This window comes from Pedobacter sp. Bi27, assembly GCF_918698255.1.
In the GTDB taxonomy this organism is placed as follows: domain Bacteria; phylum Bacteroidota; class Bacteroidia; order Sphingobacteriales; family Sphingobacteriaceae; genus Pedobacter.
Genome location: NZ_CAKKMW010000003.1, coordinates 467,396 through 483,335 on the forward strand (window position 1 = coordinate 467,396; position 15,940 = coordinate 483,335).

At 37.6% G+C, this 15,940-nt stretch carries 12 protein-coding genes; 7 read left to right on the forward strand and 5 right to left on the reverse strand.

Translation table 11 applies throughout. The features are described from left to right. Window positions 1-81: 81 nt before the first annotated feature. The 3 genes from ytxJ to ribH all read right to left on the reverse strand — a co-directional run bounded on the left by ytxJ (window position 82) and on the right by ribH (window position 1,232). Window positions 82-414, reverse strand: a complete 333-nt coding sequence (ytxJ, locus tag LQ227_RS12060) for a bacillithiol system redox-active protein YtxJ (protein WP_230149473.1) — start codon at window positions 412-414, stop codon at window positions 82-84. 89 nt (window positions 415-503) lie between these two features. After that, window positions 504-626 carry a hypothetical protein gene (locus tag LQ227_RS25575; RefSeq protein ID WP_255420130.1) on the reverse strand — a complete coding sequence of 41 codons (123 nt, stop codon included), beginning with the start codon at window positions 624-626 and terminating at the stop codon, window positions 504-506. A gap of 114 nt (window positions 627-740) precedes the next feature. After that, window positions 741-1,232 (reverse strand): 6,7-dimethyl-8-ribityllumazine synthase, encoded by a 492-nt coding sequence (ribH, locus tag LQ227_RS12065; RefSeq protein WP_025145257.1) that lies wholly within the window; start codon window positions 1,230-1,232, stop codon window positions 741-743. A gap of 164 nt (window positions 1,233-1,396) precedes the next feature. Between ribH and LQ227_RS12070 the strand changes: the two genes are divergently transcribed. After that, on the forward strand, window positions 1,397-7,777 hold the full coding sequence (locus LQ227_RS12070; protein ID WP_230149475.1) for an alpha-2-macroglobulin: 6,381 nt from the start codon (window positions 1,397-1,399) through the stop codon (window positions 7,775-7,777). A gap of 166 nt (window positions 7,778-7,943) precedes the next feature. Here the strand turns inward: LQ227_RS12070 and LQ227_RS12075 are convergent, their stop codons facing one another. Continuing rightward, entirely contained in the window at window positions 7,944-8,618 is a 675-nt protein-coding gene (locus LQ227_RS12075) for a LytTR family DNA-binding domain-containing protein (protein ID WP_230144593.1), read from the reverse strand. A gap of 221 nt (window positions 8,619-8,839) precedes the next feature. Continuing rightward, on the reverse strand, window positions 8,840-10,378 hold the full coding sequence (locus tag LQ227_RS12080) for a sensor histidine kinase (RefSeq protein WP_230144594.1): 1,539 nt from the start codon (window positions 10,376-10,378) through the stop codon (window positions 8,840-8,842). 341 nt (window positions 10,379-10,719) lie between these two features. On the opposite strand from LQ227_RS12080, the gene LQ227_RS12085 reads away from it, so the two are divergent. The 6 genes from LQ227_RS12085 to LQ227_RS12110 all read left to right on the forward strand — a co-directional run bounded on the left by LQ227_RS12085 (window position 10,720) and on the right by LQ227_RS12110 (window position 15,705). Then, window positions 10,720-11,067, forward strand: a complete 348-nt coding sequence (locus LQ227_RS12085) for a Spx/MgsR family RNA polymerase-binding regulatory protein (RefSeq protein ID WP_230144595.1) — start codon at window positions 10,720-10,722, stop codon at window positions 11,065-11,067. A 68-nt stretch (window positions 11,068-11,135) separates the two neighbouring features. Beyond that, window positions 11,136-11,876, forward strand: a complete 741-nt coding sequence (locus tag LQ227_RS12090; protein WP_230144596.1) for a carboxypeptidase-like regulatory domain-containing protein — start codon at window positions 11,136-11,138, stop codon at window positions 11,874-11,876. A 117-nt stretch (window positions 11,877-11,993) separates the two neighbouring features. Then, the gene (locus LQ227_RS12095) at window positions 11,994-13,979 is read left to right on the forward strand and encodes a M1 family metallopeptidase (RefSeq protein WP_230144597.1); all 1,986 of its coding nucleotides are present in this window, start codon (window positions 11,994-11,996) and stop codon (window positions 13,977-13,979) included. Between the two features lie 122 nt (window positions 13,980-14,101). After that, window positions 14,102-14,509 (forward strand): RidA family protein, encoded by a 408-nt coding sequence (locus tag LQ227_RS12100; protein ID WP_230144598.1) that lies wholly within the window; start codon window positions 14,102-14,104, stop codon window positions 14,507-14,509. A 342-nt stretch (window positions 14,510-14,851) separates the two neighbouring features. Then, window positions 14,852-15,460 (forward strand): trans-aconitate 2-methyltransferase, encoded by a 609-nt coding sequence (locus LQ227_RS12105; protein WP_230144599.1) that lies wholly within the window; start codon window positions 14,852-14,854, stop codon window positions 15,458-15,460. Window positions 15,461-15,483: 23 nt separating this feature from the next. Beyond that, window positions 15,484-15,705 carry a VF530 family DNA-binding protein gene (locus LQ227_RS12110; protein WP_230144600.1) on the forward strand — a complete coding sequence of 74 codons (222 nt, stop codon included), beginning with the start codon at window positions 15,484-15,486 and terminating at the stop codon, window positions 15,703-15,705. The last annotated feature ends 235 nt before the right edge of the window (window positions 15,706-15,940 follow it).

Genomic DNA, 15,940 nt, shown 5'->3' on the forward strand with positions numbered 1-15,940 from the left:
AAATTATGACATATATTCTTACCACGCAAAAGAGGGTATCCAATTGCTTGAATACCCTCTTTTGTGAAAAATACTTTATGGTTAAGCCGCAATTACTTCTGCAACTTCATCTGCAGAAATATCGCTATGCGACGCTTCCAATACACAATCGCCATCTTTAATCAATAAAATCTGTGGTGATTGGTGCGCTACCTGAAAGATTTCTGCAATCTGGTTGGAAATATCGCGGTAGCTAATTAAATCTAAAAAGTAAAGTTTTGTATCTGCAGGAATGATGTCCCAATCAAATTCGAAGTTTTTTTTAGCCATTAAACTGATCGAGCAACGCGTGCTGTGTTTAAAAATAAGGCTAAAGCCGCTTGCATTCTTGATCTCGTCAAGCTGTTCTATTGAAGTTAAGTTAACCCAAGTCATGATATTATACGTATTGTTTTACAGGACAACAATTACAGTTAAATAAAGTTCTGTAAATGACCTGAATATGAGATTACAAATGATGTGGATTAATTCCTTCTGCGTTTTCCTTCAGGATAAGATCCATAAGCAGGACAAAGCTTAGAAGAACAAGATTCTAAAATGGTAATGGTGCAAAACACCGCCAATAATAAAATGGCTACTTTTTTCATCTGCATAAGTTTGTTTCAATGATAATGAAGCGATCATGAACCAGTCATGATGGTTTCATCGGGATCTGTTAATTTTTAAACTTCTAAGTTACAAATAATTATTAAAACGCAAGTCTAAATTTGAGCCGAAAAATCAGCCATTTTAATCGCTGTAATTGCAGCCTCATCTCCTTTGTTGCCATGTTTGCCACCAGCACGATCTTGTGCCTGCTCTAAGTTATTGGTCGTTAAAACACCAAAAATAACTGGTTTACTGTATTTAATGCCAACATTGGTTACACCTTGTGCTACTGCATCGCAAATAAAATCGAAATGTTTGGTATCCCCCTGAATCACGCACCCTAAACAGATTACAGCATCTATATCGCTTCTTTTGCTCAATAGAATTTCTGCGCCACCTGTTAATTCGAAACTTCCCGGTACCGGTAAAGAAATTATATTTTCTTCGGCAACACCATTGGCTAATAATGTTTTTAAAGCACCATTGTACAAAGCACCGGTAATTTCGGCATTCCATTCGGCTACAATAATTCCGAATTTATAGTTTGCTCCACTGGGAACGGTGGTGTGAGAGAAATCAGATAGATTTTTTAATTGTGTTGACATGGGGCAAAGATAATGTTATGCTGCGAATGTTAAAAACCTTAATGTTTGTTACTTGTAACATTTAGTTCAGTTATGGTTAGATTAGTATAATAATCACATAAAATTTTAACCGCTTATGGAATTTTTACGTTCTGCCCATCTATATTAAAACGCAAAGCCATCTTATGAACATATCATTACGTATCTCCGCTTTATTTCTTTTTACCTTTTTGTTTTCTTTCGATGTTTCTGCTCAGCATAAATATACGCTGGCCGATTTTTATCGGGTAGATTCTCTTGCTAACCAGGCCAAACCCAAAGATGCCCTGGCTTTGATTGAAAAAATAAATCAAGCGGCAAAGAAAGAGAACAATGCACCATTGCTGATCAAATCAGTTATCTACCGGATGATGTTTCAAAGCTATTTGGAAGAGAATGCCTTTGATAAAATTTTGGTTAGCCTGCGCACAGACATCAGCAATGCCAAACAACCCGAAAAAAGCATTTTACAGTCGCTTTTAGCCGAAACGTATTGGAATTATTTGCAACAAAACAGGTGGCAAATTGAATTGCGTACACAAGTACAGGGCGATATTGGCAATGACATTAAAACCTGGAGCATTAAAAAACTAAACGAAGAAACGATAAAGTATTACCTGTTATCGTTAAAAGAAGCCCAGATTTTGCAACAAACTAAAGTTGATGTTTTGGATGCAGTTTTGGCGGGTGATAAAAATAACCGGAATTACAGGCCAACACTGTATGACCTGCTTGCGCACCGGGCCATCGATATTGTTAGCAACACACAGATAAGCCTTACACAATATGATGATGACTCAATTGATATGAGTAATGCTGCCTGGTTTGGCAACAAGCAGGATTTTTTAGCGATGGAACTCACAAATGATAGTACATTGTTTAAGCCGCAAGCTTTGCAGTTGTTTAAAAACCTGATCAGATTTCATCAAAACAGCAATAACTTTTCGGCATTGGCCGATGTTGATTTAAAGCGCTTAAAATTTATACAACGAAATTTTAGTGGCGATAATCAGGAATTGTACAATAACGCTTTGAGTAATTTAGCTGAACAAAGCACCCAAACCGAAGTTTATGCCGATATTTTATATGAACAGGCCCTTATGCATAAAAATGCGCAATTGCCTGTTGATACCAACAAACAAAACCTTTTAACAGCCGTTGCCTTGGCCAAAAAAGCTGTTGAGGCCTATCCTAAAAGTATCGGTGCGCAAAATGCAGAAAATTTAATCAAGCAGATTAAAAGCAGCGAATTATCAACTAAAATAAAAGGATATATCCAGCCGGATAAACCTGCACAGTTATATTTATCATATAAAAATACAGATACAGTACATGTCAGGCTGTTTAAAGCACCCGAACCTCAAAATGATTACGAACAGTTTAAAAACAAAGCTGGCTTTTTAACTTTTTTTAATCAGAATAAAGTAATCAAAAAATGGTTTGTCATAGTACCAAAAACCACTGATTATCAAAGCCATACCTTAATTGATAAAATAGATGGTTTACCCTTTGGTAATTATACTTTGATTGCCCAAACCATTAACCGTGAACAAAAAGATACTGTTTATAGCAATATTAATTTTAAGGTTACTGCAATGGCTGTAATCAACAGGCGCAATATTGAAAAACATGAATATTTTGTTAGCCAGCTTAGCAACGGTGCACCATTGAAGAATGTTAAGATCCAGCAACAGCGATATGATTACAACAAGCGGAAATATATTAATGGCGATTTAATTACCACTAATGAAAATGGTTATGCAACTACAAATGAAACCGATGCGAATATGTCTTTTGCGGTGGCTACTTTTGGGAAAGACGAATTGAAAGTAAACATCAATAATTATAACACCTATCGGGATGAGGATGATAAAGAACGTGTAATTCTTTTTACTGACAGACCTATTTATCGGCCAGGGCAAACCATTTACTATAAGGGTATATGCTTGCAATCGAAAGATGGTAAAAATAAAATAGAAGTAAATAAAACACTTGAGGTTTTTTTTAATGATGCTAACGGAAAGGAAATAACTTCGACCAATGTAACGAGCAATGATTTTGGCACTTTTCAAGGTTCGTTTAGTATCCCGATGGGGAAATTAAATGGCCAGATGGAAATTGAAACCGATTATGGCCGCATTAATATACAGGTAGAAGAATATAAACGCCCAACTTTTGAAGTGCTTTTTGATAAACCTAATCAGCACTACAAACTGAACGACAGCATTAAGGTACAAGGTAAAGCCAGTTCATTTTCAGGATATTCCGTAAATAATGCAAAGGTAAATTATAAGATTTTCCGCAGGGCGATGTACGATTATCGCCTAACTTACGCACAGCATAGTGCTATTTATGGTTCAAATATATATATCGAAAGAAAACAGATTGCCATTGGCAAAACAAATACCAAACCAGGTGGCAAATTCGATATTATCTTTTTTGCAAAGGCCGCCAATACCAAACAGAATTATAGCTACGAAATTGAAACTGAGGTAACGGATTTAAACGGCGAAACCCGAACGAAAACCACAGTTATAAATGTGGGGCAAAAAGATATTAACCTTAACGTCAGTGCCGAACAGGTTATTTATATAAGCAACAAAACCGATAGTATCCCATTCTGGGTAACCAATTTAAACAACGAACCCATTAAAGCGAATATTAAGGCAGAATGGAGTTTGTTGCAGGCGCCATCCAGGTTAATGAACAAGAGTCCGTTTTATGCCGAAAACTATGCATTAAGTAAAGAGGAGTTTATTAAAAATTTTCCGGATGAGGATTATAACAACGAGCTCGAAGTAGCCAAATGGCCAATAAAATCGGTAGAATTAAAACAAAGCGCGATTGCTGAAAATGGTCGGGGGAGTTTAATCTTCAATCAAAAAAATCTAAAACCAGGTTATTATAAAATCAATTTAATGGCCATAAACGAGCAGGACGATACCATTAAAGTAGATAAGTATTTAATTATCTATAATGAAGCGCCTGCAACGATACAATCTAATATCGAATGGATTGCTCCTGAAGTAAGCATAATTAAACCGACTGAAAGTGCTGTTTTCCGCTTGGCAGGCTTAGCCGATAACAGCAGGGCATATTATGAGGTTTATTATCGTGATAGTATAGCCGAAAAGGTATGGCTTAATCTATCGCCAAAACAAAGTTTTGTTAAAATTAAACCAAAAGGTAATTATGAGGATGGTTTTGCCGTACAGTTTACCATGGTACACCAAGGTATGGTTTACAGTTCTATGCAACAGGTTAAAATTATAGATCCGAAAAAAGAGCTAGATATTAGGTTTTTAACCTTTAGAAATAAACTTCAACCCGGTGAAAAAGAAAGCTGGAAACTACAGATCAGTAATAAAAATGGCGAAAAGCAGATGGCCGAAATGGTGGCTACGCTATACGACGCAAGTTTGGACGACTTGAAAAGAATGGATTGGAATACGCAGTTACCAACAGGCTTTAACTATTATTTTTACACTTGGAATTTCACTGTAAATGACGTCGCGAACCCAGGTTATTTATGGTTTTTAAGGTCTGAAAATAATTTTGGCGTAATTACACGTGGTTACGAAAACCTTAATTTATTCGGTTACAATTATTATGGTGGCTACAACTATAGTTACCGCAATTACATAAACAATCTGAAAAAGCCCAAAAAAAGAGGTTTATCTCCAGAGGCTGTTCAGAAATTAGCAGAGTTGGCCAATGGTAAATTAAGCTACGGGGTGGTATTCAATGCGCATGGTGAAATATTGCCGGGTGTACAGGTAAAATCTGGCAAAACAGTAACAACCACAAATGTTTTTGGTATTTATACTATTGATGCTAAAGCAGGGGAAACATTGAGTTTCGCTTTTCTGGGCTTTAAGGGCTACACTATAAAAGTAGGTACTAAAAAACGGATTGATGTAACCCTGAAAGAAGATGGGCAAGCTTTAAATGAGGTGGTGGTTGTGGGCTATGGGTCGCAGAAAAAGGAGATGTCAACCGCTGCGATCCAGATCAGAGGTTCAGCTACCTTAAAAGGGAAGGTAGCAGGTGTGGCGACAGACGCTATTTATGGCAGTAGGGCTGCTGATAATAGTGCAATTGAAGATTTAATCTTAAGTGCTGGGGCACCGATTGATCAGAAAGATCCAACACTGCGTCAAGAAGTAGAGGCACTTAAAAACAAAAAGACTGACATCACTCCACGTACCAACTTTAACGAGCTCGCATTTTTTTATCCGCAATTGCTAACCGATGCCAAAGGCGAAATCAAGATCGAGTTTACCATCCCTCAAAGTTTAACGCGCTATAAAATGATGGGGTTTGCGCACACCAAAGATTTAAAAACGGCATTTATTACCAACGAATTGGTTACCCAGAAACAATTGGCCATTGCCATTAATGCGCCACGTTTTTTCCGCGAAGGGGATACCATTTTATTAAGCGCCAAACTAAATAACCTGGCAGGCAAAAAACTTATTGGCAATGCCAGTTTAGCACTTACCGATGCCTTAACTGCAAAACCGATCCAGATTTTTGGAACAAACGAAAAAACCGAAAAAACTTTCGAAGTTGATGATGCAGGAAATGCTGTTTTAAAATGGACATTAATTATTCCATCCGGTATTAATGCCATTACCTATAAAGTTTTGGCCCAAAGTGGCAAGTTTAGCGATGGTGAAGAAAATACCATTCCCGTTTTGGCAAATGCCATGTTGGTTACCGAAAGTATGCCCATAAACGTGCGTGGTAATACCAGTAAAACTTTCGACTTTGAGAAGCTGGAGAAATCAGGAGTTTCAAAAACCTTACGTAACCAAAGTTTAACTTTCGAGTTTACCTCAAATCCCATCTGGTATGCCGTGCAGGCATTACCTTATTTAATGGAATACCCCTATGAGTGTGCTGAACAAACCTTTAGCCGGTTTTATGCCAATAGTTTTGCAACAGGTATCATTAATTCCTCACCAAAAATTAAAACCGTTTTCGAACAATGGCAAAATACAAATAATGGCGAAGCCCTCTTATCTAACTTAGAGAAAAACCAGGAGCTCAAATCAATTTTGTTAGAAGAAACGCCTTGGGTACATAGTGCCGATAATGAAAATGAGCGTAAAAAGCGGTTGGCCATACTTTTCGATTTGAATAGAATGACATACGAGTTGAAAAACAATTTCGAAAAGTTAGAGAAGATGCAATTTAACAATGGTGCCTTTCCGTGGTTTAACGGCATGCAGGAAGACCGGTACATTACACAGCACATAGTTTTAGGAATGGGCCAGTTAAAAAAACTAAAACTGATTGACGAAAAAGCTTATCCTAATTTTAATGTAATGCTTAACAAAGCCATTATTTATTTAGATGCACAGCTGGTTAAAGATTATAAGGATGAAGTGAAAGGAAAACGGTTTGCCTATTTGCCATTGCACTACCTATTCGCCAGAAGTTACACCAATCAAAAAAATAACAATGCAGATTTTTTAAAGGCCAAAGATTTCTATCTGAAAAAATTAATGGCAAACTGGAAAACCTTTGATACTTACCAGTTGGCACAAACCGCCTTGGTTTTAAATAGAGCCAACAATGAGGTAGAAGCCAAAAGAATCATTGCATTATTAAATCAAACGGCTCAGCAAAATGATGAACTGGGTATGTACTGGGCTACAAATAAAGCTGGCTGGTGGTGGTACCAAAGCCCGATAGAAACACAGGCTTTATTAATAGAGGCTTTCGACGAAGTGACTAACGATGCCAAATCCGTGGAGGAAATGAAAATCTGGTTGCTCAAAAACAAACAGACCAACGATTGGAAAACAACCAAAGCCACTGCGGCGGCATGTTATGCATTGCTAATGAGAGGTACTGATCTTCTGACGGAGCGCAATGAGTCTGAAATAACTATAGGTGGTCAAAAAATAGCAGAATTGCAGCAGCCTAATGCCGTAAAAGAAGCCGGAACGGGTTACCAAAAATTAACCATTACAGCGGCTAATATAAAACCAGAAATGGGAAAAGTACAGGTTAAAAATAACAACCAAACCGTAGCCTGGGGCGCATTGTACTGGCAATATTTTGAGCAACTGGATAAAATTACGCCGGCCAACACAGGTGTTAAAATCAACAAACAATTGTTTGTTCAAAAAGCTAGCGCAAAAGGCGATGTTCTAACTCCGCTTACGGCAACCAATATTTTGGCACCTGGCGATTTGTTGAAAGTGCGTATTGAAATTTATTGCGACCGAGATATGGAATATATTCATTTGAAAGATATGCGTTCATCGGGTTTTGAACCTGTGAACGTAATCTCGAGGTATAAATATCAGGATGGTTTAGGTTATTACGAAAGTACAAAAGATGCTTCAACCAATTTCTTTATCAGTTATATGCCTAAAGGAACTTACGTATTTGAATACCCTTTGCGGGTTACGCATGCCGGAAATTTTTCAAATGGAATTACCTCTTTGCAAAGTATGTATGCACCAGAGTTTACCACACACTCAGCAGGAATAAGGGTGAATGTAAAGCCATAGTGTTTTGACCGTCACCCTGAATTTATTTCAGAGTTTAGCTAAAGAAGTAGAAGAAGCTGCATCATAAATATAGATTTGTCATCCTGAGCTTGTCAAAGGGCCTGTTAAACATTCTTTAAGGTGTTTCGACAGGCTCTCCATAGGAGTCCTTTTGACAACATGACATCTAAGTAAGGTTAATATTGGTATAAGTTGCACCTATAGGAATAATTTTTTCTCCAATCCAAATCTGGCTGCGGTCAAATTTGGATATTTTGTTTTTAGCTACAATAAAAGCCCGGTGACAGCGGATAAAATCTGCTTTTGGCAACAGTTCAGCCAAATCGTTAATGGTAATCCTCGAGCTTAAAAGTTTGTCTTTTAGCTGTATCTGGGTGTAATTGCCTGAAGCCTCCACATAAAGAATTTCGTCCAGCTCCACCTTAATTTGCTCGTAACCGTCCTTTACGAAAATATATGCTGTTTTTGTTTCCTCCTTCTGGTTGCGTAGGTTAAAGAGTTCCTGGGCTTTATTACAAGCCTTTAGGAAACGAGAAAGTGAAAAAGGCTTTAGCAGATAATCTACAGCATCGAGTTCAAAACTCTGCACAGCATGCTCTGTGTAGGCTGTTGTAAAAATAACCATTGGTGGCTTGCTCAAACTTTTTAAAAAATCAATTCCACTGATATCGGGCATTTTGATATCCAGAAAAATTAAATCAACCTTGTTCTGCTGAAGATAGCTAATGGCCGCAAAGGCATCTGTAAAAGTTTGCTGCAATGTTACAAATGGAACTTTTGAGGCGTGAGATTTTATAATCTCTAATGCAATCGGTTCATCATCTATGGCAATGGCAATCATTTTTTATTTGTTCTTTGTGTTTTTCTCTTCTGTCATGCTGACGAAGGAAGCATCTTTAGTAGCTCAAAGGAGATCGTCATGTCGACCGTAGTGGAGAAATCTTTTAAACTTTGGTCAAAGATTTCTCCATTACGCTGCGCTCCAGTCGAAATGACGGATCACCCAAATTTATCAATTTAAATTATTTACCCGTTTATTTGATTTCTGAAAGATACGTATCACTAATCCAATTGCAAAGTTAAATGAACAAAAAACTCATTGGCACTTTCACGGATAATCAATTCGTGTTTTCCATAGTAAAGTAATGATAAACGTTGTTTAACATTTTCTAGTCCGATGCCACTTTTTAATTTTTCCGGATCGTTATCTGCCTTAATGTAAATGCTATTGCTTACGTCAAAATACAAAGTTTTTTCTTTGGTTTGCAAGGTGATTTTAATGTACGAAGGCTGCTGCAAACTAATACCATGTTTAAATGCATTTTCAATAAATGGAATCAACAGCATCGGCGTAATCTGCAGGCTATTTAACTGTTCTTCAATATGCGTGTCGATCCTGATATCTGCAGAGCGGGAGGTGCGCAGCTTTTGTAAATCAATATAGTTGTTCAGGTATTCTACCTCGCGGGTTAACGAAATTTTATCCTGGGTATTTTCATGGAGCATAAAACGCATCATATCGCCCAGTTTCTGGATCCCTTCGCCCGTTCTTTCTGCATTTTCCTGCAAAGCTGTTCCGAATAAGGTATTTAAAGCATTGAATAAGAAATGCGGATTGATCTGCGATTTTAAGAAATTTAGGTTCGCATCCGATTTGCCCAATTCCGTTTTGAGCATCTGAATTTCGCTGAGCTTTTCAAATTTATGCTTGTAAATATACCAGGCCGATGGTGTGGTAATGCAGATTAAACATATCGCATTTAAAATTAAGGTAACTGGTATCACTTCGCCATTACGCATAAAGGGAATAAGGATAATTAGCAGCAAAAGTGAAATGATAATGGTTAAACCTACATTTCCCCAAAAATACCGGCCAAAACCTTTAAAATTCTTTCTAAGATTTGGAATGATGTAATAAATAGCACAAAAAGCAAAGAAAATGTTTACAGGTGGTACAATTAGCCAAACGATCAATATTTCGTAATCTATCCTTACCGAAAATATAGCTGCAAAAATCATCAGCGTAATCAGCCAGATTCTGGTAGCGGTAAAAAGTTCTGGAATGATATTGTTGTTAAAGCTTTTTAAAAATCGAATTCTATTTAACATTTCAAGGCCCCGCTCGTTAAAATATGCGTAGGCATTAAAGAGTAGATAGAGAAAGAAAATATAGGTAAATGCCTCCCCGAAAAAGATCCCGTAAGCGTTATCGATGTTATCATATTCTAACAGGCGGTAAGCTTGAGCGTAGGTGTTAAAAATCATCCATGCAACAACGGAAAACGATGTTATCAAAATGCTAAGAATGATATTGAGTGCAATATTTTTTTTATTTGCCAGTTGAGGCATGAAGAAAAAATTGAACAATAGAAAACTGATGTACAAAATACTGATCTTAAATAATTCGGGGACAAAGTAATTTGACATTACACTATAATCAATTTGGCTTTCTTCAAAACGATAAGAATTGCCCCTGCTGTAAATAGTAGATGAACAAATACTGATCAATGCCAGAATATATAGTGTTGTAGAAATCCAAAACTCAAGCTGGTTGATGTTTTTGGTCTTTGTTGTTGATGGGTTGCCTGAAAGAATTACCATTTGTTTTAGTTTATACCACAATTTTACGAAGAGAATCGGCACCAATATTTAAAATGTGATGGATGGGGCAAAAAATGTGATGAATGAATAGGATTTTTAGATTTTAAGATCGGTTTTTAGCGTTGTCAACTTTCTTCGTTGTGCTGTCAGATGTTACCATCTGACTGATAGTTGGGTTCATACCCAAATGAATAATCACGATTAGTGTCAGATAGAAATATCTGACACCACATCCAGCACCACAATAAAACAAGGATCTTCAAAATATTAAGTATAAAGCTAAACAGTTTATTAACTTTGCTTTTACATTCAGTCACTCATTCAAAATTCATTCATTCAATATGACCGTTTACGGAATTCCAAATTGCAATACAGTTAAAAAATCGCTCGATTGGTTAAAAGCACATCAGGTTGATTTTGAATTTCATGATTTCAAGAAAAAAGGCATTACAACTGAAAAATTAAATGAATGGTGTAATACCTTCGGTTGGGAAACGGTATTAAACCGCAAAGGTTTAACCTGGAAAAAACTAACTAAAGAAGAGCAGGCTAAAATTGACAACCAAGATTTGGCGATAGCTTATTTAAAAGAAAATACCAGCGCAATAAAACGTCCGATTGTTGAGCAGAACAACAAAGCCATATTAATTGGATTTGATGATGACAATTATTTAAAAACACTAGCCTGATTCAATTGTTCTAATGTTAAAGTTTGTTAAATGCAGCTTTTAAATGTCGAACTAAGTTACTTTTGAGTATGTACAAACTGATCATTTTTCTATTGCTTACCTTGCCAATTGGCGTTTTTGCACAAACGGTAACTACAGGCACGGTTTTCGATTACTCGAAAAAAACGCTCTCTCTCCCTGGTGTTAGTATCAGAAATCTGAACAGTAAAAAATCAACCAGTACAAATAAAGAAGGTAGATATACCATTAGTGCCAATATTGGCGATCTTTTAGAGTTTTCTGCCGTTGGCTATCATACCGATACGTTGTACTTAACCAACCTGTTAAATAGAACGATATATCTTCCCGTTAAATCGAACAGTTTAAAAGATGTAGATATTACAGCAGTGCGGATGAATAGTCAGGTTACAGATGCGAAAGATCCATTAGCTGAAAAATATACGTTATTAAGTACAGGTGGAAACCTAAACCGTAAGCGTATGACCGACAAGGTTGGAGGCTTAAACCTAAACCTTGGCTATGGTAAATATAGAAGACAACAACGAAAAGAGGCTGATTTGGAGGAAAAGGAAATGTATCTCCAGGAAATTGATGAGAACTTTACCGCAAAAGCCATTACGGATATGACCAAGCTAGAGGGGGAGGAACTCAAAAACTTCATGATTATTTATCGCCCCTCAGTTGAGACAGTAAAGGCAGAAAGGCCATACCGTTATGCTTATTATATTTCCCGTGCCTTTGTAGCATGGAAAAAATTAACCCAGCAAGAAAGAAAACTTCAGGATTTACCCAAATTAAAAGCGAATTAATATTCGGTAATTACTATCGGTAGCATTATAACCATCATTGGTAACATTATAACCACATATAAATCTATATGTGGTTATTTTTTATATTTACGGCCTGATTACAACCTTATTATTATCATGAAATTGACTAAACTAATAACTTTATGTTTGGTTTGTTGCGTTTTTGCCTTTTCCGCATCGGCACAACAAGCTACAACACCGGCGCCAGCAACCAATTATAATCCTGCTGAAGCCTTTGGCCCACTATTTTATACACAAAACGGGAACGAATTCCGCTCTGCAATTGGTGCACCCGGACCAAAATATTGGCAAAACCGCGTTGATTACAACATTACCGCTAATCTCGATGAAACTAAAAATACGGTTACGGGTACCGTTACCATTACTTACAAAAATAATAGTCCCGATAAATTACCCTATTTATGGCTGCAATTAGATCAGAATACCTTTAAAGAAACTTCACGTGGCTATGCCATTACACCAGCGCGTAGCCGTTATGGTGCACAAGGTGAAAAATTTGATGGTGGTTATAAAATCCAGAACATCAGTGTTTCGCAAAAAGCTGCTGCTGTAAAATTTACTTCTTTGGTAGAAGATACGCGCATGCAGATCCGTTTAGACCAACCAATGGCGGCTAATGGTGATATTGTAACTGTTAAAATGGACTATTCTTTCGTTATCCCAAAAGAGGGTTCAGACAGAACAGGACATTTAACCACAAAAAATGGCGAAATTTTTGCCATTGCACAGTGGTTTCCACGCATGTGTGTGTATGATGATGTGCTAGGATGGAATACTTTGCCTTATTGGGGCGGCGGTGAATTTTATTGCGAATATGGCGATATTAATTTTGCCATCACCGCACCGGCAAGCCATATCGTAATGGGTTCGGGCGAATTATTAAACCCTGCCGAAGTTTTTACACCAGAACAATTAAAAAGGTGGAATGCCGCTAAACTTAGCGATGCTACCGTTCACATCCGTACAGAAGAAGAGGTAACAGATCCAAAATCCCGTCCGGCGAAAGATAAATTAACCTGGAGATTTAAAATCTTAAATGCACGCGATGCGGCCTGGGCTTCATCTAAATCTTTTGTGTTAGATGCAGCAAAGATCAATTTGCCAAGCGGTAAAAAATCCCTGGCCGTTTCTGCACAACCTGTAGAAAGCAACGGTGTTGATGCATATGGCCGTGGTGTAGAATATGTAAAATCTACCATTGAGCATTACTCAGGCAAATGGTTCGAATATCCATATCCAATGGCAGTTAATGTGGCTACCAATGTAGGTGGGATGGAATATCCTGGTATTGTTTTTTGTGGTTGGAAAGCTAAAAAAGCAGGTGCATGGGGCGTAATCGATCACGAATTCGGCCATACCTGGTTCCCTATGATTGTGGGTTCCAACGAACGTAAATATGGTTGGATGGATGAAGGCTTCAATACTTTTATCAACGGTATTTCTAAAAGTAGTTTTAATAAAGGTGAGTATGCCGCTCAGCCAACCGATATGAATAAAGTTGGTAAAAGCACCATCGGAAATCCGGTTTATGAAAACATGATGTTAATGCCTGATGGTATGGCGGAACGTAATATAGGTATTAATTTATATTATAAACCAGGATGGGGCTTAGATATCCTGAGAAATCAGATTTTAGGTGAAGATCGTTTCGATTATGCTTTCCGTCAATACATTAAAAACTGGGCATTTAAACATCCAACCCCATTTGATTTCTTTCGTTCAATGGAGAATGGTGCTGGCGAAGATTTAGCCTGGTTTTGGAGAAGCTGGTGGTTAAACAACTGGAAAATGGATCAGGGTATTGCTGGTGTTGAGGCTGTTAAGCAAGATGATAAATTGGTGGGCTACGCGATTAAAGTTGTAAACCTGGAGAAAATGCCAATGCCAATTATCCTGCAGGTTAAAACCAAAAGCGGTAAAACGGACATCGTAAAAATTCCTGTTGATGTTTGGATGAAAAACGCGACTTGGTTGGTACGCTATCCAACAACTGAAGAGATCGAATCCGTTACTTTAGATCCTAATAAAGTATTGCCAGATTCGAATACAGATAATAATACCTGGACAGCTACAGGTAACTAATTTAGCCTGATTAATGAATTGTACCTCCTGATTTTTAAAGATCAGGAGGTTTTTTATTGCAAACAACCGACGGTTTACTATTTCTTATCGAATAATTTAGCACCAGTTAATTTTATTAGCAAATGGAAAAACCTAATTTAGAAATCAGTAACCCGGCAGGCATATACGATCCCCGTCCACATGGATATTCTCACGTTGCTTCTGTTTCAGTCAACTCCTCACTTGTGTTTGTTGCAGGCCAGGGTGGTAGCAGAACAGATGGCGTACTGAGTGATGATTTCAGGACGCAGGTAGGTATTGTATTCGAAAATATAGCTTTGGCCTTAAAAAGCAAAGGCTTAACCATGGCCAATATTGCAAAGCTCACAACATTAGTGGTGGATTATGATGAGGCGAAACACGAAATCCTGATCGAAGAATCGAACAAAATATGGCCTGATCAGAAATTTCCGGTAAACACGCTTATTCCGGTACAAAGATTGGCCTTAACTGGCATGCTGATCGAAATTGATGCTACGGCCATTGACTAATTTATAAACTGATGTTGTGTATTTTTGGAAATGAAGGGTTCCGTTCTCCTGGAGGTTTTCAGTCCCGCTTTCCGTTCCAAGTCCAGCGCTGCGGGCTTCCACTTCATCCGATAGCTATCGGATCGGGTTCAGAAACATCGCTTCGATGCCTTGGCGCCATGCTAGGAGCAGACCTTTCATCCTAAACCTGATAGTAGCGGGCATCCCGATTCTTCATCGGGATAAAGCGGATGGAAGGGCTGCATTTGCCAAAAACCATTGTACGTTTGTTTCCAAAAAAATATAGCTATAATTAATTTGGTGTTGCTAAAGCATTAATAATAAATTGAAAAAATTATACAGATGGAAAAAGGAGAACGCAAAAATGTTTATAAGGCTTACAATAAGATGGGTAAATGGTTTGCCGAAAACCGCTATGCGGGTTTAGAAGAGAAAACCTATTTGGACGATTTACTTAAGCGAGTGCCTCTAAATGCAAGTATTTTAGATTTGGGCTGCGGCAGTGGAAAACCTATATTAGAATATCTGATCAGGCAAAATGTAAATGTTCTCGGAATCGATGCCAGTGAGCAGATGTTAGAATTGGCCAAACTAAATTTTCCAGACACACAGTTTATGCTGAAAGATATGCGTAAACTTGATTTAGATGAAAAATTCGATGCAATAATTGCCTGGCACAGTTTTTTTCATCTCCCGGCAGCCGATCAGCCTGGTATGTTCAGTATTTTTAGGCGTCACCTTAAACCAAATGGCATTTTGTTATTTACCTCTGGAACGGATAGAGGAGAGGTTTGGGGGATGAACGGTGGTGAAAACTTATTCCATGCTTCTTTAGATACTGATGAATATCGATCATTGCTTGAATCCAATCACTTTGAAGTACTTAGCCATATCATAAATGACCCTGATTGTGGCGGCGCAAATGTTTGGATGGCACAATATAAACCCTGATAATTTTGCCTTAACTTTGCAGCATGGCCGAACAGCAAAAAAACAATCCCTTACACGGTATCACCCTAGAAAAAATTGTAACCGATCTTCAGCTACACTACGGCTGGGAAAAACTGGGGTCACTGATCAGGATCGATTGTTTTAACAACAACCAAACGATAAAATCGAGTTTAAAATTTTTAAGAAGAATGCCTTGGGCGCGTAAAAAGGTAGAAGAATTATATCTTGATACGTTTCATAAATGAGATCTAATGATTGAATGAGTGAATTTTGAATGAGTAAATGTGCTAGTGATCAAATCCAACATTTCATCAATCAGTCATCCAGTAATTTCTTCACTCAATCCTGCTCTCATTCAATAATTCCGTCATTCACTCATTCAATAATTATCTCACCTTGCAACCTTTCTTTTAAAACGCTCAACAATCAAAGCCCTCATACTTCCGAAGTTTCAAAGGCCTGCGCAGGAGCAAACTTCGG

Bases quoted from the DNA above. Each gene is read 5' to 3' on its own strand.
- LQ227_RS12075 (WP_230144593.1), bottom strand. From the start codon at position 8,618: ATGATTGCCATTGCCATAGATGATGAACCGATTGCATTAGAGATTATA.
- LQ227_RS12070 (WP_230149475.1), top strand. From the start codon at position 1,397: ATGAACATATCATTACGTATCTCCGCTTTATTTCTTTTTACCTTTTTG.
- LQ227_RS12100 (WP_230144598.1), top strand. From the start codon at position 14,102: ATGGAAAAACCTAATTTAGAAATCAGTAACCCGGCAGGCATATACGAT.
- ribH (WP_025145257.1), bottom strand. From the start codon at position 1,232: ATGTCAACACAATTAAAAAATCTATCTGATTTCTCTCACACCACCGTT.
- LQ227_RS25575 (WP_255420130.1), bottom strand. From the start codon at position 626: ATGAAAAAAGTAGCCATTTTATTATTGGCGGTGTTTTGCACCATTACC.
- LQ227_RS12095 (WP_230144597.1), top strand. From the start codon at position 11,994: ATGAAATTGACTAAACTAATAACTTTATGTTTGGTTTGTTGCGTTTTT.
- LQ227_RS12090 (WP_230144596.1), top strand. From the start codon at position 11,136: ATGTACAAACTGATCATTTTTCTATTGCTTACCTTGCCAATTGGCGTT.
- LQ227_RS12105 (WP_230144599.1), top strand. From the start codon at position 14,852: ATGGAAAAAGGAGAACGCAAAAATGTTTATAAGGCTTACAATAAGATG.
- ytxJ (WP_230149473.1), bottom strand. From the start codon at position 414: ATGACTTGGGTTAACTTAACTTCAATAGAACAGCTTGACGAGATCAAG.
- LQ227_RS12110 (WP_230144600.1), top strand. From the start codon at position 15,484: ATGGCCGAACAGCAAAAAAACAATCCCTTACACGGTATCACCCTAGAA.
- LQ227_RS12080 (WP_230144594.1), bottom strand. From the start codon at position 10,378: ATGGTAATTCTTTCAGGCAACCCATCAACAACAAAGACCAAAAACATC.
- LQ227_RS12085 (WP_230144595.1), top strand. From the start codon at position 10,720: ATGACCGTTTACGGAATTCCAAATTGCAATACAGTTAAAAAATCGCTC.